Below are 23,383 nucleotides of genomic sequence, written 5' to 3'. Positions count from 1 at the left end.
TTGCGATAGTTTGTATCAGACATCATGAATATTTTGAGTCTGTCTTAAAAATCACGTATCATAGGGCGCGCTGTAGATGCATTGTCTAAATCAAGATTGATTGATATCTCTTGGTTTTGTACCAAAACTCACACGCCCTTACTCATACCATTGCCGGCTTAGATAGTATCGTTACCACAGCGTCGATAGGCATAATATTACAATGGTTTTTCATCAACATAGGTTAATAAAGCAGAGATAACTATGGATAAATTGCGCGATTTTTTAAAAAGCTGGCCAGGTCGCATTTTATTGATTTTATGCCTGTCACCGCTTGCGCTATTGGGTGTCGAAAGCTACTTTGGCGGTAGTGTCGACCCAAACCAAGTCGCTCAGGTGGGTGAGGCAAGTGTGGGACTGTCTGAGTATCAAGCTGCGGTAAATAACCGTCGTACCGAAATCTTAGAGCAAGTTGATGATGCCAGCCTCTTAAATGAGGATGTGCTACACGAGCAGGTGCTAAAAGGCCTTATAGATCGCACATTGTTAGAGCAGCAGGCAGGTAAGCTTGGGATGACGGTCTCTGATGACACCATCAACCGTTTGCTGCGTCAAGAAGAAGCATTTAAAGATGCGGACGGCAATTTTTCTAATGAGCAGTTTGCAAACTTTTTGCGCAATCGCGGTATGACAAAAAACCAGCTGTTTGCTGAGTTTCGCAATCAGTTAAGCCTCGATCAGCTCAATGCCAGTATCGTCGGTACTGCGATTTATCCGATGCAAGCGGTCAGTCAATTGATTGATTTGCAAATGGAGTCGCGCAATATCTGGCTCCATCGGTTTAATTGGCAAGACTATGCCGATCAAGTCGAAGTCAGCAAAAGCGATATTCAGGCTTATTATGATGCCAATAAAGACACACTAAAAAGTGCCGCGATGGTGGATTTGGCTTATATTCAACTAGACCCACAAGCCATTCAGGTTGATGAGGTCACTGAAGCGGATCTACAGCAGCAGTATGAAGCGTATAAGCAAAGCCAAGCAGTGGTAGACGAGCGTAGAATCAGCCAAATACTCCTCACAGGTGACAACGCCAAGGCGCGTGCTGAAAGAATTCAGGCACGTTTAGACAAAGGTGAGTCGTTTGCCGCGCTTGCCAAAGCCGAGTCCGATGATCCGTCAGGAGAGAACGGCGGCGATATCGGTCGTCTGAATACCTCGGTGTTTGGTAGCGATGCTGCTGCGGTCGAAAAAGCGCTTGAAGGCCTAAGTGTTGGGGATGTCACCGCACCTATCAAAACCAGCTTTGGCTATCAAATATTTACAGTGACCGAAGATAATGGTAGCAAGGTGCCAAGTCTGGAGAGCATGCGCGATGAGCTAACGGCGAAAGCAAAAGAGTACAAGCGTCAAGAGATTTATGCCGATAAAGTCACGGCCATTAATGATTTAGCGGCTGATGGTTTTAGTATCGAAGATATTGCTCAGCAAGAAAACGTCCCACTAAAACGCATCAAAGACTACCGTAAAGAAAATAACCAATCGGTCCTGTCACAGCCAGCTGTGCTCAAACAAGCCTTTGATGAATTTACCATTCAAGATCAGGCAGTAACCGCAGGTATCGAAGTAGGTAACAGCAAGGTGTGGGTACAGCCGAGCAATTATCGTCCTACTAAAACCTTGTCTTTGTCAGCGGCGACGCCAAAAATTACGCAGATACTACGTCGCCAAAAAGCCACAGCATTGGCCCTAAAAGAAGCCAAAGCCATCGCTGCTAGTATCAAAACGCCAGCAGATATCAGCAAGCAGCCCGTAACACTGCAAGCGCTCGGTCAGATCAATCGTCAAACGACACAATTGACCGAAAAAGAGCGTAGTATGGCCTTTAGCCAGCAAGCTGATGATAACGCTGTGGTAGCCATCGCAGGCGAGACGGAAGTGGGTGCCAGCTTGTTGGTCGGTGACCGCATCAAAACGGAGCAGCAATCACCATTATCTGATGTGCAAAGAGCACAAACGGCGGCTATTATTCGTGATAATTTAGGCCAAGATCAACTGCAAGATTACTTAGAGTATCTGCGGATGGTGTATCAGGTTGAGATTAACGACACCAACATGGCCAACGCGCAAGGTCGTTAAATACAAATCGTTAAATATCGATAATTGAGTCATCTTAAATGGCTTAAATGACGATAACCGCTCGCACATGAAGACGTAAAAAAGCCACTGTATCAAGGACAGTGGCTTTTTTTGATCTATAATTTAGCAATCAAAACCGACCCGCCTCATGCGCGCCGGCTCAGTTACAAAAGACTAGTGGCGGAAATGACGCATACCTGTGAACACCATGGCGATACCATGCTCATTGGCTGCTGCGATGGTTTCGTCATCGCGCATCGAGCCACCCGGCTGAATGATAGCAGAGATGCCGACATCCGCTGCATTATCGATGCCATCACGGAATGGGAAGAAGGCATCTGAGGCCATAACGGCGCCTTCGGTGGCAAGTCCTGCGTGTTCAGCTTTGATGGCGGCGATACGGGCTGAGTTGACACGGCTCATTTGACCGGCACCAACACCGATGGTGCGCTGCGCTTTGGCATAGACGATGGCGTTTGATTTGACATATTTTGCGACGTTCCAGCTAAATAGCAAGTCTGCAATCTGCGCCTCTGTTGGCTGTACATCGGTGACAATTTTTAGATCATTGGCAGTGATTAAGCCAAGGTCTTGTTCTTGTACGAGTAGGCCACCATTGACGCGCTTATAATCAAGCTGAGCGTCGCGTTGGTCTGGTGCTGGCAACTCGCCGCATACCAAGACGCGGACGTTTTTCTTGCTGGCTGTGATATCGAGGACGCCTTCTTCGATACTTGGTGCGATGATGACTTCGACGAACTGATTATCAATGATGGCTTTAGCCGCGGCTAGCGTCAAGGGGCGGTTAAAGGCAATGATGCCACCAAAAGAAGACTCAGGGTCGGTACTAAAGGCCGTTTGGTATGCAGCAACTTGGTCTTGATCCACAGCCACGCCGCAAGGGTTGGCGTGTTTGACGATCACACAAGCAGGCGCGCTAAAGGCTTTGACACACTCCAGTGCGGCATCTGTATCGGCGATATTATTATACGACAGCGCTTTGCCTTGCAACTGTGTGGCGGTCGCGATAGAGGCTTGCTGGCTCTTTAATGGGTGGTTTTCGACATAAAAAGCGGCGTTTTGATGCGGGTTTTCACCATAACGTAAGTCTTGTGCTTTTTCGAGCTGCACGTTAAAGGTACGTGGGAAGTTTTCTGGCTCCTGCGTGGGGCTGAGGCGGCTGCCCAAGAAGTTGGCAATCATACCGTCATACTGTGCGGTATGCTCAAAAGCTTTGACCGCTAAGTCATAACGCAGCGCCGAAGTCAGCTCAGTGCTGTCACCGAGAGCGTTAAGGACGCGCTCATAGTCAGCAGGGTCCGTGACGATACCGACATGGGCATGGTTTTTTGCTGCTGCCCGTACCATAGTAGGGCCGCCGATATCGATGTTTTCGATAGCATCAGCCATGGTCACATCGGCGCGCGCGATGGTTTGCGCAAATGGATATAAGTTTACCACCACCAGATCAATACGCTCGATTTGATGGTCACTCATGACGCCATCATCAGTCCCGCGGCGACCTAAGATACCGCCATGGATTTTAGGATGTAGTGTCTTGACGCGGCCGTCCATCATCTCAGGAAAGCCAGTATAGTCTGAGACCTCGGTTACAGCGACGTTATTTTCGGTGAGTAGCCGATACGTACCGCCAGTAGATAACAAACCAAAGCCTGCCTTGATGAGACCTTGAGCAAATTCAACGATATTGGATTTATCAGAGACTGATAATAAGGCGAGTGGGGTTGTGCTCATAAAAAAACTTCCATAAAAAAAGCCCGACATCAACGTCTGGCAAGATGATAACGACAATGGTGGCAGATAACCTCAAAAAAACTGAGATCATCACCGCTCAATTGCCCTGCATAATGATTGTCAATCAAAATAGATAGGCGCATATAGCTGATGCTACATTAAGTCATAAGTTTTGAGTTTTTTGCGTAGTGTACCGCGATTTAGCCCGAGGATTTGGGCGCATCTGGTTTGATTGCCGCGCGTTTGTTCGAGGACGACCGACAGTAGCGGTTCTTCAACTTGTCTTAAAATCAGCTCGTATAAGTCGGTTGGCACCTCATCACCTAACAAGGCAAAGTACTGGCGCACCACACGCTCAACATGTACACGCAGTGGCTCATGAGCAGTGTCGGTATGGGGTTTGGAGTAGTCGGCAGGATGCTCAGAGCTGGTAGCAAAATGGTGGGCATTATGCTGTGCATGAGGTGCCATAAGATAAAGTCCTTGGGTTAGAGAAAATCAAACCATCAGATATCAGGGTATTATATCAAATTAATGGCCTTTGGCGCTGATAGATTCGAGGTTATATCCGATACCCAGTTATCAAATACATGACCATCAAGTCGCTCAATGAAGCGTTATTTTTCGTAGTATCTGTCAGCGTAGCTAAAACATACCTTAACCATTTGATAAACACAGGCCTTAATACAAAGGCGTTATCTGAACGTCGCGAATCTGAGTATTGGCCACAGGGATGGTAAACAATAACTGCTGCTGACTATTGGCGGCGAGTTGTTTTTGCTTGCTTAATAAGTAATCTGCTGGCGCTGCGATAAACTCACCAATTATAGTATCTTTGCCGTACACACTGACCTTTACGCTCGGATAGAGCTGCGCTTTGGTGCTTTGATTATAAAGGGCGGCACTGACATCGCTAAACGCGCCTGTGGTATTGATACGGCTTTTTTGGTGAGTAATGTGACTAATGCTCAATGCTGTTAGGTCCGCACTAGGCAAGCTACAAACGGCAACGGAGCAGATGCGGTGTAGGCGCTCGGCGTGGGCAGGGTCTTTGACCAAGGTGTCTATATTAAAGATGACATATTGCGCCAATAAGAGCAGCGCCAATACCAAGCAACCAAGGGTCCATAGTAATGATGCCACTGAGCGCCGCGCAGGCGTTGGTGAAAACCTTGCTTGCGCCTCTTTTACACGAGCGTTTTGGCTTTTTTCTTCGTCACTAAACGGCACGCCCATTTTTTGTAAGATTTGTGATAGGTCGGTGTTATCTGGTGTTTTGTGTGTGTTTTGGCTTTCTTCTTTCAACAACGCCTCAAGCCAAGCATTGTCCGCATTGTCATCGACATTGGCATGAATATCATTGGCGGCGGCAGAGCTTAGCGCTGCTTGTGCCGATGAGTCCGGGCTTGTCTGCGCTGCAGATGGCTGCTGGTTGGAGGTATGGTTGCGATGACTCGCCTGTGTCAGCCATGCATCCATACTGTCGAGCGAATCGTACTCTAATAAGTCGGTTTCTGACTCCCCTATATCCATGTCATCATGAATCAGCTCATCGTGGATGAGGTCGTCATCAATCAGATCATCATGAATCAAATCGTCGTGAATAAGCTCATTGTGAGCCGCGGCTTTGTTTGATGTAGAAGTGGCGGTATCGGTCGCAGCGTGAGGGCTGGGGGCAATGTCGGCGGTGACGATGAGGTGCTGATTGACTAAGAAGCTCTGATGACACTGCTCGCAGTTGACAGTGGCGTTTACTTTGTTCAATTGGGTTTGTTTTACTTTAAAGCAAGCGTGACAATGGGGGCACTGAGTTTTTATGGGCGTGGTCATAGGGTCGAGTCCAAAAAAGTATGGTGATCAATACCGCTTTTCCACTCACCAACAGCTGCCTATGGGGTATATACTACGCATTAACAAAATATCTCATGTATGAATCATGGGCAAGGACAGAGTGGCGTCAAATACATAACATTTGACTGCCCTCTATCGTAACAGATGTAATTAAATGTTGCTAGCCTGTAAATGTACCAGATAATCGTTGCCAGTGCTGGTCTTCTTGGTCAGTAAAAGCATGCTTAGGATCCATAGCAAAGTAAGGCTGATAGGCGGCGACGACGTCGTCGGTTTGCGATTCAATCAAGCCTGCCAGTACGATACGGCTGCTGGGTTTGACCAATGTAGCAAAGTACGGGGCTAAGCCGATCAGGGGTTTTGCCAAAATATTGGCGACCAGTACTTCGACTGGCACAACTTCATGCTCAGCACAGTATTCATTAAATGCTTCTGGCAAAAATGCTTGCAGACGATCACCAACTTGGTTGCGCTCTGCATTTTGATTGGTGGCCAGCACTGCTTGTGGATCGATATCGACAGCGTAGACTTTTCGTGCGCCTAGCAGCAAGGCGGCGATGCCCAAAATACCTGAGCCGCAGCCATAGTCAATCACTACCTTGTCTGTCAGGTCTTGCTCTGTGAGCCAGTCGAGGCATAAACGCGTGGTGGCATGATAGCCAGTACCAAACGCCAAACCTGGGTCCATAATGATGTTTGTCGCTTCAGGGCTCGGCGGCGTAAGCCAGTTGGGCACAATCCAAAGATCGTTGGCGCATTCTATCGGCTGGTAGTTGCTCATCCATTCGCGTTCCCAGTCTTTATCGTCGACAGCGGTCAGCCAAATGCGGCTGGCTTGTACTTGTGCGGCGATTTCGTGGCTTAGCTGCTCGACGGCCTGCCGACTGCCGTCATCAGTGCTCGCATCAAAGAGCCCAGTCAAAATAACCTCGTCCCAAAGTGGCGACTCACCAGGCAACGGCTCAAACAAAGGTTGATCGCCTGCGTCATCGAGCGCGATTGAGAGCGCGCCTGCTTCTAATAGCAGCGCTTCGGCCAAATCAACGTTTGCCTTTTCGCATTGTAAATGTAGTTGTTGCCATGCCATAACGATACCTTTAAATAAAAGAAAAAAGTGAGAAAAATAAATACGTATTTTAACAAGAAACAGTAGTGAAAAAGCAGCTCATGTATTGCTACGATGGCTACTTGATATCCATTGAGATAGGTGGGCTTGACCTCATTCGCGATATTTTACGCGTGTGCTTTTAGCTTAGCTGCTGAGGTCATACGCTGGCGCCAGATTAACGCAGTGCTCGTTTTGCTTCGTTAATCACTCGCCCATTACCCTGAGCTTGCCCTGATTGCAGGATGACTTGCCATAGTGCACGTCTACGACTGGCGTCTTGCGACACGCTAAGGCCGCGGCGCGCCATGGCTTCTGCTTTACGTGGTTGGTTCTTTTTTAGTGCAACTTGTGCCAGATAAAAATAGACGGCAGAGGATCTGGGTGCCAAGCGCTGGGCGCGGGTAAAACTGTTTTCGGCATTGGTCAGGCTGCCAGCTTTGAGCTGACTGATACCCGCTTGCATCAGATTGCGAAATGCAGGCAGGTCGCTGTTATTGCTCGTGGTACTCTGGCCGCGTTGTTGTGAGTTTTTTCTAGCGCGCTCTAGCAGCTCATTGTGTGAGGGTGCTGCAGGCTCAGAGATCATATAGTCTTCACGAGAAGGCGTGAGAATGACCACATCTGGCTGACTGACGATGGGATCTTGACTGGGTAGGTGGGTCTGCGGCGTATCTTTTGTCAGTGGGTTTGCTGACTCAGAAGAGCCGTCCTTTGGGTAAGCACCAGCGCTGCCTGTGCCGTCTTGTTTGACAATGGGGGCTTGTGTCACCGGATAGACCGTGTCATATCGCGCAGTGCTAGCGGTGCCTGATGCCCCTGATGGCGTCTGTTTAGCTGAAGTGTGCGCACCAGCAGGCGTGCTGGGTACCGTTTGACAAGCGCTCAAACTCAGCATGCCTATCACAGCGCCAGAAAAAACTAAACGGCGAGTGGACTTGACGGTACTCAATGTGGTTCTTATAGAGGTTGGCATCAGGCGATGGTTACCTAAGACAGTGTGTTTGATCAATGACAGCATAGAGAGCCCCTTTATAAATTACCAAAATATTAAAACCATTCAACAGCGCGGTCATACCATGTATCTGCACGATTTTGTGCATCGTTGCTGTCAGCTTGATCCTCATCATTATCAGAATCGACCGCTTCGCCATTTGGAATATCCAAACCTTCGCGGCGACGTTGTTGATTGATGACGCCTTGCTGGCTTTGCCATTGCAGCTGCTCACGCGCTCGCTCTTGCTGGTATAATCCAAGGGCACAGGCACTGGCTTCTTTTGGTAGGTGCGCGGATAAGACAGGTAAATAGCGTGCATCAGCACAGCGCTCATCAGAGAGTTTGCCTGAGTTGTTTTCTAGCCAGAGCCACTCGATGCCTTCAGGCTCCGGTAGCGCCACGGGCGTCAGCTTCAGGCGTTTCATGTAGTCAATCCAAACGGGTAGGGCGCCAGTACCACCGCTCAAGCCGATAGGTTTGTTGTCATCACGGCCAACCCATACCACGCTGACATAGTTGCCACTATAGCCGGCAAACCAGGCGTCGCGATAGTTGTTGGTCGTACCTGTCTTGCCCGCCAAATTTAAGTGACTACCCAGCGACTGAGCGCGTCTGGCCGTACCGTTTGACACCACTTGTTGTAGGGCGTAATTGGTCAAAAAGTTGGTCTCAGGCGGAATGCTGCGCTGCGTGTTTAGCCCCGTACGCTGCAAAATCCGGCCACGATTGTCGATCACCGTACGAATACTATGAATGGGCGTACGAAAGCCGCCGGTGGCAAAGACTTGATAAACACCAAGCATATCCATGGGGCTTAGATTGACAGAGCCCAATAATGCTGAAGGGTAAGGCGGGATTTTTTCTTGTACACCCAGACGACGCAACTGTCTGGCAAAAGTGTCGACACCAAACTCCATGCCCAAACGTACCGTGCTTTGGTTATAAGACTTGGCAAGAGCGGTAGTCAAGGGAACATAGCCATGATCACGGTTTGAGTAGTTTTTGGGGCTCCACTTGGTGCCATCGGCTAGGGTGACGGTAATCGGCGAATCATCTACTGGACTTGCCAAGTTATAACGGCCACTTTCGAGCGCGGTCATATAAACGACTGGTTTTAATAAAGAGCCGACCTGACGTTTGGCATCGACCGCACGGTTAAAGCCTGTAAACTCACTGCCACTGCCCACCACAGAGACCAGCTCGCCTGTTTCAGGGTTGGCACTAACCAGAGCGCCTTGCAGATCTTTGGTCTTACTACTATTACGGCGCAGCTCGCTCAGTTTTTTGTCGACCGCTTTGTCAGCGGCCAACTGAGCAATAGGGTCCAAGGTACTGATAATGATCAGACCTTCGTTTTTGAGATCGTCAGCATAGTAAACAGTATTTAGCTCACGCTTGACGATATCTAAAAAGTCAGGGAATTGGCTTTTGCCTTCAACTGGCTTATCCACCACGCCCAGCGGCTGCTCCAAAGCTTTTTCGTAGTCTTCTTGGCTCAAAGTACCCATTGCCAGCATGTTGTTTAGCACGACGTCACGGCGCGCTTTTGAGTCGTTTGGATGACGGCGCGGATTATAGATACTAGGGCCTTTTGCCATACCGACCAGCATGGCTTGCTGATCTATACGTAGCTCTTTTAGGGGTTTGTCAAAATAAAACTGTGATGCCAACCCAAAGCCGTTAATAGAACGGTTGCCGTTTTGACCCAAATAAATCTCATTAAGATACGTCTGCAAAATCTCATCTTTGCTGTAGTGCAGCTCCAATAAAACCGCCATCAACGCTTCGTTGGCTTTACGTTTGAGCGTGCGATCTGAGTTGAGATAAAAGTTTTTGATAAGCTGCTGGGTGATGGTCGAGCCGCCTTGCATCGAGCCGCCAGAGAAGTTATTGAGCACGGCGCGCGCGATACCGCGTATCGAGACCCCTTTATGCTCATAAAACGCCCGATCTTCGGTGGCAATCAGCGCATCAATCAATGGCTGCGGCACTTCATCTAACGACACCACCAAGCGATCTTCGTTGCTGTCAGGATAGATGCCGCCGATATTTACTGGCTCCAAACGAATGATGCCACTTTTGGCCGGCAGTGTGCTTTGAATAGACGCAATCTTATTGCCTGAGATGGTCATTTTAATGACTTGCTCGGCGTCTTTGTCATTGGCACTGTAGGTAAAGCCGCGAGTGTGAATAAAATAAGTATTGCCCGAGCGGTGATAAGTCCCTGTGCGATCATAGGATTTGTTGCTTTGATAATTGAGCAGCTCAAGCCAGGTCTTCATCGTTTCGCGATCGACATTTGCCCCTTGATATAGCTCAAGCGGCTGCGAGTAGACTTTGGCCGGAATATCCCAGCGCTTACCCTCAAATTTATGAGTAATAGTGCGATCAAGTTTGATCAAATAGAGCGCCAACAACACCATGCCTGCGATGATAACAAGTAAAATCAGACTACTAAAGACGATACCACGCTGCTGTGAAGGCAGCGTGCCGATAGCAGGTCTAGAAGACTGAGGCAAAGTGAGAGTGGATCGCTTAAAATTGGATTTTTGCACTGATGTCGCACCGTTTTGGGATAAAAAAACTGCCTCATAATGACGCAAATTGACAACTTTTTCAATCTATCATCGTCAACGACAGTATTCATGGGTATTTAGCGGTCAGTAGTTACCGCTGCTTGAGGGAGCTGCTTATAGTATAATCGATAGTCAAACTGCACAGTGATTCTAAGTTGTTATAGTAGATTCAATTTAAAAATGTTATAGCGCTACTGGTATAAATTTCCTTGCGTTCTGTATATAAAGAGGCGGCGAAAAATTCATCCTAGTAGCGCTTTGGAACTTATGGCAGTTTTGTTTTGAACTGACTATAGATTCTAAGCTAATAGACACTAAGCTGATACAGGTTATACCCTCGTCACCAGCAGAATGTTACGGGCAGTCTAAAGAGCATGTCAGCTGCTAACACACGATAGCAGTTTGTCTAGGCGACCATGATGTAATTTTTATGAATCCGCGGCAGCGTGGCCTACTTATTTACAATGCAGACACGACCTAGTCAGTTTATGTAACGCAAATTTAAAGCAAATAAGGTTCGAGCAAACCTGTCTAAAGGAAATAAGGGTGATTATGTCTAGTGTTCCATCACAAACGGCATCTACCAGTCAACGCTATGAAGATAGCTCTATCACCGAAGGTTTGGTGTTGCCTCTTGCAGGCCACTGTTTTCACTGCGGAGACCCTGTGCCTGAGCCGCCATTTTATACTGAGATATTGGGCCAATCGCGTGAAATGTGCTGTATGGGGTGTCAGCTTGCCTCTGAGAGCATCGTAGAGGCTGGGCTTGAGCAGTATTATTTGGACCGTTCAGAGATCAACCGCACTGCCAGCCTACCTACGCAGTTGACGCGTCTTGAAGCCTATGATCATGAAGAGATCAAATCACAATTTGTCTACGCACAAGACGGTATGTCGGTGGCTGAGCTGTCGGTCAACAACCTGCGCTGCGCCGCCTGTACTTGGCTGATTGAGTCGCGCTTAGATGAGCTAGAGGGCATTAGCAAATGCCAAGTCAACTTGACCAACCAGCGCATGCGTGTGATATGGAATGAAAGCCGCCTACCGATCAGCCGTATTTTGGCAGTCATCAACGAGATCGGCTACGAAGCCAAGCCATACCGTCAAGACACTCACGAGGCGATGCTGGCACGTCATAACAATCAAATGCTCCTGCGCTTGGGTATTGCAGCGCTGGGCTCGATGCAAGCGATGATGTATGCCGTTGCGATTTACTTTGGAGAATACAGCGATATGCTGATATTTCAGCGTGATTTTTTGCGCTGGGTGTCGTTGTTTGTCAGTACGCCGGTTTTCTTTTATGCAGGTATTCCGTTTTTTACCTCGGCATGGTCTGCGATTCGCGCCCGTCAGGTGAATATGGATGTGCCCGTCAGTATCGCACTGGTTGTCACTTTTTTTGCCAGTCTGTACGCCACCGTCACTGGGCAAGGTGAGACATACTATGATTCGGTCAGTATGTTTATTTTCTTTTTATTGGCGGGGCGTTATATCGAGCATAATGCTCGCCTAAAAGCGGCGACCATGGCCAATGACTTGGTGGTGGTTGAGCCGGTATTGGTACAAAAAATTGCTGAAAACAAGGATGCCGCTGCACAGATATTACAGCATTTTGAGCAAAGCCCCTCGATACAAGATGGCGCGAGAAACCCCTCGAGTGCTGCTAAACTTGGTGACGCGAGCATAGCAGCGGCCCAAAAAGACACAGGCGGCGCATCAGACGCCATCGCGGACTTTACCCAAAGTATGGATACCAGTCTGCAGAAGCTGACAGTGTGCATCGCGCAAGCGTGGCAAGCACAGCGCGCAAACGCTGCATACGATACAGAAGACAAGCAGATGGTCACCGCGCATAGCTTGCAAGTGGGCGATATTATTCTGGTAGAGGCAGGTTCTGAGATCATCAGTGATGGGATATTGCTCAGTCAGACAGCCACCGTCTCGCAGAGTTTGTTGACCGGTGAGGGCGATTTGATTCTCAAAACGCAAGGCGACTATATCGTCGGCGGCGCACAAAATGACAGTCAGCCGTTTGAGATGTTGATTACCGCCTTGCCAAAAGACAGCCAAATCGGCTTGATCGATAGACTGATGAACCGCGCCATGAGCGAAAAACCCAAGCTTGCTCAGCAGGCAGATAAGCTGGCACGCTGGTTTGTGGCGCGTATCTTAGTACTGTCGGTATTGGTGTTTGTCGGCTGGTATATCGTCGATCCTAGCCAAGCGATTTGGGCAACGGTTGCGGTGTTAGTGGCGACTTGTCCTTGCGCGCTATCTTTGGCCACGCCTATTGCCTTAACGGTTTCGACCAACCGTTTGGCAAGCTATGGGTTTTTGACCACGCGTGGACATACGCTACAGACGCTTGCAGAGATTACTCATGTGGCGTTTGATAAAACAGGTACCCTGACGTACGGTAAGCCTAACTTATTAAATATTGAGCTGATGACTCTGTTGCCAGACAGCGAGCAAGCAGGGCAGACGCGCACTGAGCAGAAAGACAAAGTGCTGGCGATAGCCGCCGCCTTAGAAGTCGGTAGCCGTCACCCGATTGCCCATGCGCTGTTGACCGCAGCGTATCAGTTGCATCTGCCTACCACTCAGTTGTTGCAGTACTATCCTGCAGGCGGCGTCGAGGCGGTGATTGATGATGTGCGCTATCGTATTGGTCATGTGGATTTTGCCTTAGACAGTACAGATCATGGGCGACATATTGACTTGGTGGCTGAGCGCGCAAGCTCGGCGGTGGTGTTGTCTTGTCAGCAAAGTGCGGGTGCGTCATGGCAAGCGTTGGCCTGCTTTTATTTTAATGACAAAGTGCGTGATAGTGCCAAGCCGATGCTCGATGCGTTAAAGGATTTGGGTATCGAATCTGTCATGCTGACAGGTGACCCAAGCCCGCAAGCGCTGCGTATGGCTGAGAGTTTGGGCATGCAGGCCGCCTACAATGGTTTGTCGCCGACAGATAAGGTCGATCATATCCAAAGCCTACAGGCACAAGGGGCGGTGGTACTGATGGTCGGAGATGGCATCAATGATGCGCCAGTGCTTGCTGCTGCCGATGTGTCAACCTCGATAGCAGGCGCGGCAGACTTAGCACAGGTATCAAGTGATAGTATTATTTTGGACGGTCAAATCGAAGCCATTACCGCAGCCAAGCGTATCGCTGATAAAACCGAACGCATCATCAAACAAAACTTTCGCTGGGCAATTATTTATAATGGCAGTGTGCTGATACCAGCGGCGCTCGGTTATGTACCGCCATGGTTAGCGGCCATTGGCATGTCGCTTAGCTCTTTATTTGTGGTGTTAAACGCCCTGCGGCTAAAACGCGCGTAGCTGCCACCGAGTCACTGGGACTCTATCAGCTTATGCATAAAAAAACCGCCTTAGCCAAGGCGGTTTTTGTTCATGTGATAGCGGTATGTATCATTTAGTCTTGTAGGTAGCTTAATAAGCGCATAAACTCAATGTACATCCAGACTAGCGTGGCAAGAATGCCGATACTAAATAACCACTCGTAATCCTCTGATACGCCCATAGCCACACCGCGATCGATATTATCGAAGTCTAGTAGCAAGGTAAAAGAAGCAATGACGATGACAAATAAGCTAAAACCAATAGCGATAGCGCCGCCCTCAAACAAGAAAGGCAAGGTCGAGCCAAATACCAACGACAACACCCACTGCGCGACATAGACAAGCATAATGGCAATGACCGCTGAGGTGACGATAGAGCGGAACTTTTCAGTGACCTTTACCAGCCCTGAGCGGTATAGCCCCAACATCACAGCTGCCGTCACAAATGTCGCACACATTGCCGTGACCGGCACGCTTGGGTACATGCGCATAAAAAACAGCGAGATACCGCCCAAAAACACACCCTCTAACAGAGCATAAGGGACAGCAAACGTCTTGGCTTTTTGTGGTTTAAAGGTGATAAAAATGGCAAGACCAAACGCGGCAAACATACTTACCATGGCTGCCATCGTGATAAAGCCTTGTGATAGGCCTGCCATCAGTGCATAAAAGAAAAAACCCACACCAGTGATGGCAGATAACCCGAGTAGCAGACTGGTCTTTTGAATCACGCCCTTGACCGTCATTGGGTTACCGCCGATCGCAAGCTCTGCGCGACTGACAATAGGATTGGCCATACATATGTCCTTAATTAAATATAAAAATAGTAATGTCAGCTACTTTAGCAAAACCGCCATCATTGTCAACTGTGTTTGCGTGATGAAAAGCAAGGCTGCGCGGCGTTATAAAGCGCTGATCTACACCCAGCAGTGGCGGCATTTTGGTAGCCAAACAAGCGCAGCTACAAACTCATCTAGTGGTAGCGTGCACTGGTTTTTATCTGGGGTCGATTACGACTGTTAACAACGATAATGCATAAACATGCTAGTCTAAGCACGTATTTCTCGCTATCATGAGCTGGTATTTTACCGTTATACCGAGTCTTTTTATGGAAAACTCAGCGCAGTCTGCAAGATTGCCACATTTACACGAATCCGAGCTGTTCCACGCCATCAAAAACCCAGCTTTTCGGCGTATTGGCCTCATGGGGCGTGCCGGCAAGCGCAGTGTGACCCAAAGTCTGGTGCAAATTGCCCAAACCATCAATGACATGAACTTGACGTTGATCATGGATATGCAAACCGCCAACTTACCGACGTTAAACCTTACCGAAATCGAAAAAGTCAAAATCGTCAAACGCAGCTTGATCGGCGAGATTTGTGATTTGGTCATCGTCGTCGGTGGGGATGGCTCTATCCTGCATGCGGCCGAGGCGTTGGCACGCTACCGTGTGCCTGTTCTTGGGGTCAACCGCGGTCGCCTTGGGTTTTTGGCGGACGTAAAGCCGGACGAGGCGGCCTTTAAACTGCGCCAAGTACTGATGGGTAATTATCAGCTGGATCATCGGTTTTTATTGACCATGGAGATACGAGAAGGGCGCAACATCATTCATGAAGACATGGCACTCAACGACGTGGTGCTGCATGCCGGTAAGTCAGTCCACATGATCGACTTTCAGATGAAAATCGATGGTCAAGATGTCTATCGGCAGCATAGTGATGGCTTGATCGCGGCGACGCCTACCGGCTCTACAGCCTATGCGCTATCAGGCGGTGGCCCTATCATCCATCCCAGTATGGATGCCATTTGTCTGGTGCCCATGCATCCTCATACGCTCTCGAGCAGGCCGATTATGGTGAGCGGAAACAGTGAGGTGTGTATTCGCATACATGAAGACAACCGCACCCAGCCGATGGTGAGCGCAGATGGCAAGCCAAGCGTACCCTTAGATCAAGAGCAGCGCCTATATATCCGTAAGCACCCCGACAAATTGACGCTACTGCACCCGCCAGGTTTTGATTTTTATGAGGCATGTCGCACCAAGCTACACTGGAACGTCCATGCTGAAGAATTCAGTATGGATGTCGATGATGATATCATAGACGATGAATAAGCGTTTTTAAGACACAAATATCTTAGATGATAAAAAACACAGTCAGACATAGTGAGAGTAGGCACGATGGATAAAAAAACGATATTAGCGAGTTTGACGCCAGAGGTGGTCGATAAGTTTCGTATGGCGATTGAGCTGGGTAAATGGCCAGATGGTCGTAAGCTAAGCGCGGAGCAGCGCGAGACTTGCATGCAAGCGGTGATGGTATGGGAGCACGAGCATCTGCCGCCCTCTGAGCGTACCGGCTATATTCATAAGCCAGTAAAAGACGATGGCTCAGTCGTTGGGGCAGAGTGTGATGTCGAGCATGAGCATCACTATCCAAACATGCCCAATCCCAAAGGCGCGGTACAGCCTGTGAAGTTTCGCAATAAGCAGTAAACAGACCGTGATAAGCAAAATAAGCGCTCAGTTGATTGTGTATTGAGTATTGAAGTTATCTTCGTATTGAGTTGACTGAGGAGCACACAGTAAAAAGCCACGCTCATGAGCGTGGCTTTTTTTGGATTGATAGATTAGGTTTTAAAGTGCAGTGGTATCCACACTAGGGCGAACCGTTAGTGGGTTTTTTTGCATCAAAAACCCTTGCCAGCCCCAATGTAAAAAGTTGCGAATATTGGCATGATCTGTGCCGTTAGGCGTCGCTAGGACTTTGGCATAATGCTCGCCAAACAGTTTTAGCGTGTCTAATTGGTTTAGGCCATGATGCTTGGCAAACCCAAAAATCTTGGCACTGCCTTCGTTTTCACCAGCAGCATTATGTACCATACCGTTGACAAAAGGCGCTGGCGCATAACGATAAAAATCATCAATAAAACTGATGACATCATTGAATCCAATGGCTTTTTTGTCCAAACCATTAAGTAGGGCCGATACATCTGATTGGCGGATACTCATAAATAAATGACCTCAGAGCAGATTAAAAAATAAACCTATTAGATTATATAGTTATAAAAACGACAGTACTTCTAAAAACGCAGCGTATTTATAAAAACACACTTCTAGTAGATGCTCAATGATTATTCGTGATTAATCGTTCAGTTTTATCGCTCAACGATTAAAATAGTCTTCGTCATCAAATGAAGGCGCAAAATTGCCTTGCTCAAGATGCTGCATTTGCGACTGTACAGAACGCTCATGCTGAATACGTTGGTAAATCTCTTCGCGGTGTACGGCAATATCTTTGGGTGCGTTTACACCGATACGTACTTGATTGCCTTTGACACCAAGGACAGTCACACTGACCTCATCACCAATCATTAGCGTTTCGCCCACGCGGCGTGTCAAAATTAACATGCGTCACACTCCTTATGTCGCATCAACAAATTATTACTCATCAGATTACTTCTCGATTGCAGGACATCGCCGCAGCACAAAACAAACCATGTGTTGATCACAACATAATGATTGTGCCAATAACGGCGATGATAGGTAGATTCATTTAGCCCAAATGAAGCCCCCATTATAGGGGGCATAACAGTTACTGTCACGGGTTTTCACAAAACTACTGGGTAAATACGCAGCCTAGTAATAATAAAAAATAAAAATAGGATCTAAAAAGACCCTATTTTATTAAATATATTAGACAAAGTAATTGATACTGATTTAATTGATAACTGTTGATGCTAAGTTGATAGGTTTAATGGTTTAAAATCAATGACAGTTTCATCAATAATGGTGATATCAATTATAAATTATAGCCCAGCGACTTTGCTATCGCCATCGTCACGGTCTAGACCGAACGCTGTATGCAATGATTTGACCGCTTTTTCTAGATGCTGATCTTGAATCAAGACAGAGACTTTGATTTCACTGGTCGAGATCATCTGAATGTTGATGTTGTGCTCGGCCAAGGTTTGGAACATCAGGCTTGCAACCCCTGCGTGTGAGCGCATGCCCACACCGACCAAAGATACTTTGACCACTTCACTGTTACCCAAAATTTCTTTGGCACCGATGTCGTCTTTGACTTCGTCGTTTAGCACTTTCATGGCTTTGTCTAAGTCAGTACGGTTGACGGTAAAGGTGAAGTCAGTGGTACCTTGATCCGATAGGTTTTGTACAATCATATCGATTTCGATATTGGCACGTCCAATCGGGCTTAAAATAGCAGAGGCAATACCAGGGTGATCAGGTACGCCGCGCACTACAATTTTTGCTTCGTCTCGGTTAAAGGCGATACCTGAGATGATTGCCTGTTCCATACTGTCTCCTTCGTCTATCGTAATTAGGGTGCCGACATTGTCTTGAAATTCTTGGTCAAAGCTACCGTCAGTATTTTCATCAAAGCTAGATAGCACACGCAGCGGCACGCCATATTTACCAGCAAACTCTACCGAACGAATCTGTAGGATTTTGGAGCCAAGGCTTGCCATCTCAAGCATTTCTTCAAAGGTAATTTTTTCAAGCTTTTTGGCTTTTGAGGTCACGCGTGGATCTGTGGTATAGACGCCATCGACGTCGGTATAGATTTGACACTCATCAGCGCCTAGTGCTGCTGCAATCGCCACGCCGGTAGTATCAGAGCCACCGCGGCCTAGGGTGGTGGCGTTGCCTTCTGCGTCGATGCCCTGAAAGCCTGCGACGATGACGACATTGCCAGCATCGAGCTGTTCGCGGATGTTTTCGTCATCAATGCTCTCGATACGGGCTTTGTTATACGCGTTATCGGTTTTAATCGCCACTTGGCGACCCGTCAATGAGCGCGCCCCCACGCCCAGATCTTTTAGCGCCATCGCAAGCAATGAGATGGAGACTTGCTCACCTGTTGAGACCATTTGGTCGTATTCACGTGGGTCAGGTTGGGTACTGATTTGGCGTGCCAAATCGATCAAACGGTTGGTTTCGCCGCTCATGGCTGAGACTACGACGACCACTTGGTGACCGTTATCATGCCAGCGTTTGACTCGTTTGGCGACGTTTTTTATGCGGTCGATACTACCCATCGAGGTGCCGCCATATTTTTGTACTATTAACGCCATAAAAATCTACCTATTATTCAATAATGGCCTTTTTTATCATCGCTGTGCATCTATGTGACGCCCAATCAATGTCTGCATAGATAAAGCCGTATTATAAGAGTTGCGCCCTATGCTGTTTGCTATGTTGTGCTGCTGAGCAAGTGAATGAACGATATGTTCAAACGTTGACCTTTATATCATATCTGCTAAGCAACGTTAAGTGCCAGCAGTGCTTAGATGCATGGCGATTGGTTATGAAGGCCATAACCAACCCGCATCATGCGATAAGGATTGCTCTATGACACTCAGATAGCATTTAGGCTGGATCGCATTTGGGTCAGGTAGCGCTTGGGTTTTCGTCCCAGCGCTATGCCCGAGATGCCCTAACCTAACTGCTCGGCAATCCAAGCGGGTAGTGCGTCGATGACGGCTTTTGCACTGTCAGATTTTGGTGCGCCGCCTTGCGCATAGTCAGGCTTGCCGCCACCTTTACCGCCCAGCTCGCCTGCTAGATGACGAATAATATCGCCCGCTTTTATCTTGGCGGTGACAGATTTTGCCACACTGGCGGCCAATGCCAATTGCTCGTTTTTATCACCGATCAGGACAATGACGCTATCTGGCAGTTTGGATTTGATATCATCCATCAGGGTACGGATGGATTTGCCATCGATACCGCTTAGGGTGCTGATGAGTACAGGCGTGTCTGCGATGGTCTGTACTTCATCGAGTAGGTTGGCTGCTTGGGCACTGGCCATCTTTTGCTGCAAACGCTCAAGCTCTTTTTCTAGCTCGCGCTGCTTGTCGACCATCGTACGTACACGCTGTGCCACGTCAGGGCGCTTGGCTTTTAGCTGACTTGCCAGCTCGCTGAGTTGCTGCTCGCCTTGCTGTATGTTTTTGATGGCGTTCATGCCAGTGACGGCTTCAATACGGCGGATACCAGCGGCGATACCAGATTCACTGGTGATTTTGAGTAGGCCTATATCACCGGTGCGCTGCACATGCAGACCGCCGCACAGCTCGATAGAGAAAGGCTTGCGCTGACCATCTACGATGCGCTCTGTGCCCATCGTCAATACACGGACGTCACTGCCATACTTTTCGCCAAACAGCGCCATCGCCCCTTGGTTCATGGCTTCATCGATGGACATATGCTCGATACGGGTCGGGGTGTTGGCTTGAATTTGCTCATTGACGAGGCGCTCAATACGGCTAATCTCATCGGGCGTGACAGGTTTGTCGTAAGCAAAGTCAAAACGCAAAACCTCACTGGATACCAATGAGCCTTTTTGGGTGACCGCATCGCCCAGCACTTCTCTTAGGGCTGCGTGCAATAGGTGAGTGGCTGAGTGGTTTTTGGCACTCGCCGCGCGGATGCTTGAGAGCACTTGAGCATTGGCGGTTTGTTTGCTACAAATCTCGCCCATGGTCACCACGCCATGATGAATGATGGCTTGCCCAGATTTTTTGGTGTCTTGTACGGCAAACACGCCCGTTGCAGTGTGGATTTCGCCCAGCTCACCGACTTGACCACCGCCTTCAGCATAAAACGGGGTGCGATCTAGGACCACGACGCCTTCCATCCCTTCAGCCAAACGCTCAGCAGGGTTGCCATCTTGATAAAGGGCATCGATGCTCACGCCATCTTCTTCTAGCTGTTCATAACCAATAAATTCAGTAGGACTCTCAACTTGAATGACGCTGCTATAGTCCACATCAAACTTACCAGCATCACGAGCCCGCTCGCGCTGTGCTTGCATGTGCTCATCGAACTCAGCCTCATCGATGGCGATACCGCGCTCGCGTGTGATGTCAGCTGTCAAATCAAGCGGGAAGCCGTAGGTATCATAAAGCTTAAACGCCGCTTCGCCAGAGAGGATATCACCATCTTTTAGGCCTTCAAGCTCAGAGGCGAGCAGGCGCAGACCTTGCGCGAGTGTCTTAGCAAACTGCGCTTCTTCTTTTTGAATGGCGCTCTCAATCTCGCTTTGTTTGTCTTTTAGCTCGGGATAAGCGTCGCCCATCTCTGCCACTAAAGGCGCGACCATTTTATAGAAAAATTCACTATCAGCGCCCAGTTTGTTGCCATGACGTACCGCGCGGCGAATGACACGGCGCAGTACATAACCGCGGCCTTCGTTGCTTGGTGTGACGCCATCTGCAATCAAAAACGCCACTGCACGGATGTGGTCGGCGATGACTTTGAGTGATGACTGCTGCTGATTGTCAATCTCTAAAATCTCAGCCGCTGCCTCCATTAGATGTACAAATAGATCTATCTCATAGTTGCTATGGACGCCTTGCATAATGGCGCTGATACGCTCAAGCCCCATGCCCGTATCGACGCTTGGCGCAGGCAGCGGCAACATGGTGCCGTCTTTTTGGCGATTAAACTGCATAAAGACGCAGTTCCAAATCTCGATATAGCGATCGCCGTCTTCTTCAGGCGTACCCGGCAGGCCGCCTTCGACATCGGCACCATGATCATAAAAGACCTCAGTACATGGGCCACAAGGACCGGTGTCGCCCATCGTCCAAAAGTTATCAGACGCATAAGGCGCACCTTTATTATCACCGATGCGGATAATACGGTCGCTTGGGATGCCGATGTCATGGTGCCAAATATCAAACGCTTCATCATCCGTTTCGTAAATGGTCACATACAGACGGTCTTTATCAATGGCTAACCACTTATCTGAGGTCAAAAACTCCCAGATATATTCGATACCAGATTTTTTGAAGTAATCGCCAAACGAGAAGTTACCGAGCATCTCAAAAAACGTATGGTGGCGCGCGGTATAGCCTACGTTGTCCAAATCATTGTGTTTGCCGCCAGCCCGTACACATTTTTGCGAGGTCACCGCACGCGTATAGTCGCGCGTTTCCATGCCCAAAAAGGTTTCTTTAAACTGATTCATACCCGCGTTGGTAAATAACAATGTCGGGTCATTGTGCGGAATCAAGCTAGACGATGACACTTGGGTATGCTGCTTGCTGATAAAAAAATCGATAAAGGCTTGGCGAATATCGGCTGTTTGAGATGGCTGGCTCACAGCGGCTCCTTACTGACGGATAGAATTGAGTAAAATAATTTTGCAAGCGATTTTAGCACAAACGCCCAAGCTCTTGGTATAAGAGTTATCACTGTTGGGGTATTGTGCCAAGGTCAATGAGGCTTTCATTTACAAACAATCAGCGTGAACGTCTTACCGCAAATGACGGCATGAGTCGTTCAACTGCTAACTTGATGTTTGAGCTTGCGCTTGTATTGGCTGTGTGCGGTTGCGAACCCATACCCAAATAATAGCCACGATCATGATGAGACCAATAATGCCCAGCATGGGATACACGGTGCCAATGAGTGTGCTAAAGCCGAGTTGGCTTAAACCAAGACCCACGATAGCAAAAAACGCGCTAAGTGCTTTGAAGCGGTTTGTCTCTGGTGTTGCAAAGCGGGTACTAAAGGCAAAAAACATACCCACGGCGGTGCTGTATATCATACAAATGAGCGTCGCTGACATGATGATCGCCAACACGGGTGAGATGTTTGAAGCCAGTTCTAGAGTAAGCATCTCAACACCGATGAGTGTGTCGATGTTAGCGAAAAGGCCAATATTGAGTAAAAATACTAACAAGCCCAAGCCGAGCCCGCCCATCGCGCCACCGCTGGCTGCTGTTTTTTCGGAGCGAGTCATACCGCCAATGACTACCAGCATAGGAAAGCCAACCGCGATATTAAATGAGGCATAAAGCACCGCCCCAAAAAACCAATTTGAGATCGGCCAGTCTGAGCTGATAGTAGGTATTTCTTGCGCTACCTTATTTAGCGTCTCACTTGAGGCGGTGCTGTTAAAAAATGAGTAGGTGGTAATCGCCAATATCAATAGCAGCAGCACAGGCATGATGATACTGATTAGCCTGATAATGCCTTTTACTTTTAAGCAGAGTGTGGCGACGACCAGTACCGTCATAAAAACACTGCCTACCAGAGGTGGCCAACCGTACTGCTGCGTAAAGATGGAACCACTACCAGCCAGCATGACCACGCCCACACCAAATAAAAAGAATGATAACACCACATCCACAACCAACCCAGCGCGCGTACCAAATAAGGTATACAGTACTTTTTTGTGTGAGTTGGCCTGCATATTTGAGCTCATACGCGCAATTTGCATACCCAAAAAAGCAAACAGCGCGGCACTAACCAGTGTGCCAATAACACTTGCCATCCCGTAGCCGGTAAAAAACTGAAGGACTTCTTGGCCAGAGGCAAAACCACCGCCAACGACTACTGACATATAGGCTGCGGCTATTTGCCAAGATTGTTTGTTCACTATGATGTACTCCTATCCCTGAAGTTCCTGAAGTTCCTGAAGTTCCTGAAGTTTAGGTTGGTGAGGCTAATCTGCCTGAGTTGTTGCTGCGGCGCAAAGTATAGTATTCAATGCTTTATTGACAGACGACTGCGCGTCAGACAACAAGAGCATGGCAGTAAGGCTGTAAAAAAAAGCCTAGATACTAACACGGCATTGGGAGGTCAGCAATC

At 48.4% G+C, this 23,383-nt stretch carries 16 protein-coding genes and 1 pseudogene; 5 read left to right on the top strand and 12 right to left on the bottom strand.

Features of this window, described 5'->3' with window-relative positions; genetic code table 11:
* Window positions 1-243 precede the first annotated feature (243 nt).
* Window positions 244-2,118: a SurA N-terminal domain-containing protein gene (locus C6W44_RS00550; protein WP_105243803.1), complete on the top strand. Its 1,875-nt coding sequence runs from the start codon at window positions 244-246 to the stop codon at window positions 2,116-2,118.
* Between the two features lie 174 nt (window positions 2,119-2,292).
* Here the strand turns inward: C6W44_RS00550 and purH are convergent, their stop codons facing one another.
* The 6 genes from purH to mrcB all read right to left on the bottom strand — a co-directional run bounded on the left by purH (window position 2,293) and on the right by mrcB (window position 10,381).
* Entirely contained in the window at window positions 2,293-3,873 is a 1,581-nt protein-coding gene (purH, locus tag C6W44_RS00545; protein ID WP_105243802.1) for a bifunctional phosphoribosylaminoimidazolecarboxamide formyltransferase/IMP cyclohydrolase, read from the bottom strand.
* Window positions 3,874-4,026: 153 nt separating this feature from the next.
* On the bottom strand, window positions 4,027-4,344 hold the full coding sequence (gene fis / locus C6W44_RS00540) for a DNA-binding transcriptional regulator Fis (RefSeq protein WP_105243801.1): 318 nt from the start codon (window positions 4,342-4,344) through the stop codon (window positions 4,027-4,029).
* Window positions 4,345-4,554: 210 nt separating this feature from the next.
* Complete coding sequence (locus tag C6W44_RS00535; RefSeq protein WP_105243800.1) at window positions 4,555-5,703, bottom strand: DUF3426 domain-containing protein; 1,149 nt, start codon at window positions 5,701-5,703, stop codon at window positions 4,555-4,557.
* 181 nt (window positions 5,704-5,884) lie between these two features.
* The gene (gene prmA / locus C6W44_RS00530; RefSeq protein ID WP_105243799.1) at window positions 5,885-6,811 is read right to left on the bottom strand and encodes a 50S ribosomal protein L11 methyltransferase; all 927 of its coding nucleotides are present in this window, start codon (window positions 6,809-6,811) and stop codon (window positions 5,885-5,887) included.
* 196 nt (window positions 6,812-7,007) lie between these two features.
* Window positions 7,008-7,850, bottom strand: a complete 843-nt coding sequence (locus C6W44_RS13350; protein ID WP_227526311.1) for a tetratricopeptide repeat protein — start codon at window positions 7,848-7,850, stop codon at window positions 7,008-7,010.
* A 29-nt stretch (window positions 7,851-7,879) separates the two neighbouring features.
* Window positions 7,880-10,381: a penicillin-binding protein 1B gene (gene mrcB, locus C6W44_RS00520; RefSeq protein ID WP_105246336.1), complete on the bottom strand. Its 2,502-nt coding sequence runs from the start codon at window positions 10,379-10,381 to the stop codon at window positions 7,880-7,882.
* A gap of 573 nt (window positions 10,382-10,954) precedes the next feature.
* On the opposite strand from mrcB, the gene C6W44_RS00515 reads away from it, so the two are divergent.
* Complete coding sequence (locus tag C6W44_RS00515; protein WP_105243798.1) at window positions 10,955-13,741, top strand: heavy metal translocating P-type ATPase; 2,787 nt, start codon at window positions 10,955-10,957, stop codon at window positions 13,739-13,741.
* A gap of 94 nt (window positions 13,742-13,835) precedes the next feature.
* On the opposite strand, the gene C6W44_RS00510 is transcribed toward C6W44_RS00515, so the two are convergent.
* Window positions 13,836-14,558: a Bax inhibitor-1/YccA family membrane protein gene (locus C6W44_RS00510; RefSeq protein ID WP_075102647.1), complete on the bottom strand. Its 723-nt coding sequence runs from the start codon at window positions 14,556-14,558 to the stop codon at window positions 13,836-13,838.
* A gap of 4 nt (window positions 14,559-14,562) precedes the next feature.
* Here C6W44_RS00510 and C6W44_RS00505 point away from each other — a divergent pair, with 4 nt between their 5' ends.
* From C6W44_RS00505 to C6W44_RS00495, 3 genes are all read left to right on the top strand, one after another.
* Complete coding sequence (locus tag C6W44_RS00505) at window positions 14,563-14,784, top strand: hypothetical protein (protein ID WP_105243797.1); 222 nt, start codon at window positions 14,563-14,565, stop codon at window positions 14,782-14,784.
* Between the two features lie 85 nt (window positions 14,785-14,869).
* Window positions 14,870-15,874, top strand: coding sequence for an NAD(+) kinase (locus C6W44_RS00500; RefSeq protein ID WP_199774446.1), 1,005 nt, complete (start codon window positions 14,870-14,872; stop codon window positions 15,872-15,874).
* Window positions 15,875-15,940: 66 nt separating this feature from the next.
* The gene (locus C6W44_RS00495; protein ID WP_105243796.1) at window positions 15,941-16,255 is read left to right on the top strand and encodes a YeaC family protein; all 315 of its coding nucleotides are present in this window, start codon (window positions 15,941-15,943) and stop codon (window positions 16,253-16,255) included.
* 141 nt (window positions 16,256-16,396) lie between these two features.
* Here C6W44_RS00495 and C6W44_RS00490 read toward each other — a convergent pair whose 3' ends face one another.
* The 5 genes and pseudogenes from C6W44_RS00490 to C6W44_RS00470 form a co-directional block, all read right to left on the bottom strand.
* On the bottom strand, window positions 16,397-16,771 hold the full coding sequence (locus C6W44_RS00490) for a HopJ type III effector protein (protein WP_075101716.1): 375 nt from the start codon (window positions 16,769-16,771) through the stop codon (window positions 16,397-16,399).
* Window positions 16,772-17,002: 231 nt separating this feature from the next.
* Window positions 17,003-17,170 (bottom strand): annotated as a pseudogene (gene csrA, locus C6W44_RS00485) (carbon storage regulator CsrA); the annotation flags it as partial.
* Between the two features lie 398 nt (window positions 17,171-17,568).
* Window positions 17,569-18,855 (bottom strand): aspartate kinase, encoded by a 1,287-nt coding sequence (locus C6W44_RS00480; protein WP_105243795.1) that lies wholly within the window; start codon window positions 18,853-18,855, stop codon window positions 17,569-17,571.
* A gap of 362 nt (window positions 18,856-19,217) precedes the next feature.
* The gene (alaS, locus tag C6W44_RS00475; protein WP_105243794.1) at window positions 19,218-21,890 is read right to left on the bottom strand and encodes an alanine--tRNA ligase; all 2,673 of its coding nucleotides are present in this window, start codon (window positions 21,888-21,890) and stop codon (window positions 19,218-19,220) included.
* 186 nt (window positions 21,891-22,076) lie between these two features.
* Window positions 22,077-23,171, bottom strand: coding sequence for a hypothetical protein (locus C6W44_RS00470; protein WP_105243793.1), 1,095 nt, complete (start codon window positions 23,169-23,171; stop codon window positions 22,077-22,079).
* Window positions 23,172-23,383: the final 212 nt, after the last annotated feature.

Origin of the sequence: Psychrobacter sp. Marseille-P5312, assembly GCF_900291405.1 — a bacterium.
GTDB classification, from domain to species: Bacteria; Pseudomonadota; Gammaproteobacteria; order Pseudomonadales; family Moraxellaceae; genus Psychrobacter; species Psychrobacter celer.
Note: the sequence above shows the minus strand (reverse complement) of the source record. Positions and strands in the feature narration are given on the sequence as shown.

What these genes read in the sequence shown, in the direction of transcription:
- C6W44_RS00550 (WP_105243803.1), top strand. Translation starts at nt 244, where the DNA reads ATGGATAAATTGCGCGATTTTTTAAAAAGCTGGCCAGGTCGCATTTTA.
- purH (WP_105243802.1), bottom strand. Translation starts at nt 3,873, where the DNA reads ATGAGCACAACCCCACTCGCCTTATTATCAGTCTCTGATAAATCCAAT.
- fis (WP_105243801.1), bottom strand. Translation starts at nt 4,344, where the DNA reads ATGGCACCTCATGCACAGCATAATGCCCACCATTTTGCTACCAGCTCT.
- C6W44_RS00535 (WP_105243800.1), bottom strand. Translation starts at nt 5,703, where the DNA reads ATGACCACGCCCATAAAAACTCAGTGCCCCCATTGTCACGCTTGCTTT.
- prmA (WP_105243799.1), bottom strand. Translation starts at nt 6,811, where the DNA reads ATGGCATGGCAACAACTACATTTACAATGCGAAAAGGCAAACGTTGAT.
- C6W44_RS13350 (WP_227526311.1), bottom strand. Translation starts at nt 7,850, where the DNA reads ATGCTGTCATTGATCAAACACACTGTCTTAGGTAACCATCGCCTGATG.
- C6W44_RS00515 (WP_105243798.1), top strand. Translation starts at nt 10,955, where the DNA reads ATGTCTAGTGTTCCATCACAAACGGCATCTACCAGTCAACGCTATGAA.
- C6W44_RS00510 (WP_075102647.1), bottom strand. Translation starts at nt 14,558, where the DNA reads ATGGCCAATCCTATTGTCAGTCGCGCAGAGCTTGCGATCGGCGGTAAC.
- C6W44_RS00505 (WP_105243797.1), top strand. Translation starts at nt 14,563, where the DNA reads ATGTCCTTAATTAAATATAAAAATAGTAATGTCAGCTACTTTAGCAAA.
- C6W44_RS00500 (WP_199774446.1), top strand. Translation starts at nt 14,870, where the DNA reads ATGGAAAACTCAGCGCAGTCTGCAAGATTGCCACATTTACACGAATCC.
- C6W44_RS00495 (WP_105243796.1), top strand. Translation starts at nt 15,941, where the DNA reads ATGGATAAAAAAACGATATTAGCGAGTTTGACGCCAGAGGTGGTCGAT.
- C6W44_RS00490 (WP_075101716.1), bottom strand. Translation starts at nt 16,771, where the DNA reads ATGAGTATCCGCCAATCAGATGTATCGGCCCTACTTAATGGTTTGGAC.
- C6W44_RS00480 (WP_105243795.1), bottom strand. Translation starts at nt 18,855, where the DNA reads ATGGCGTTAATAGTACAAAAATATGGCGGCACCTCGATGGGTAGTATC.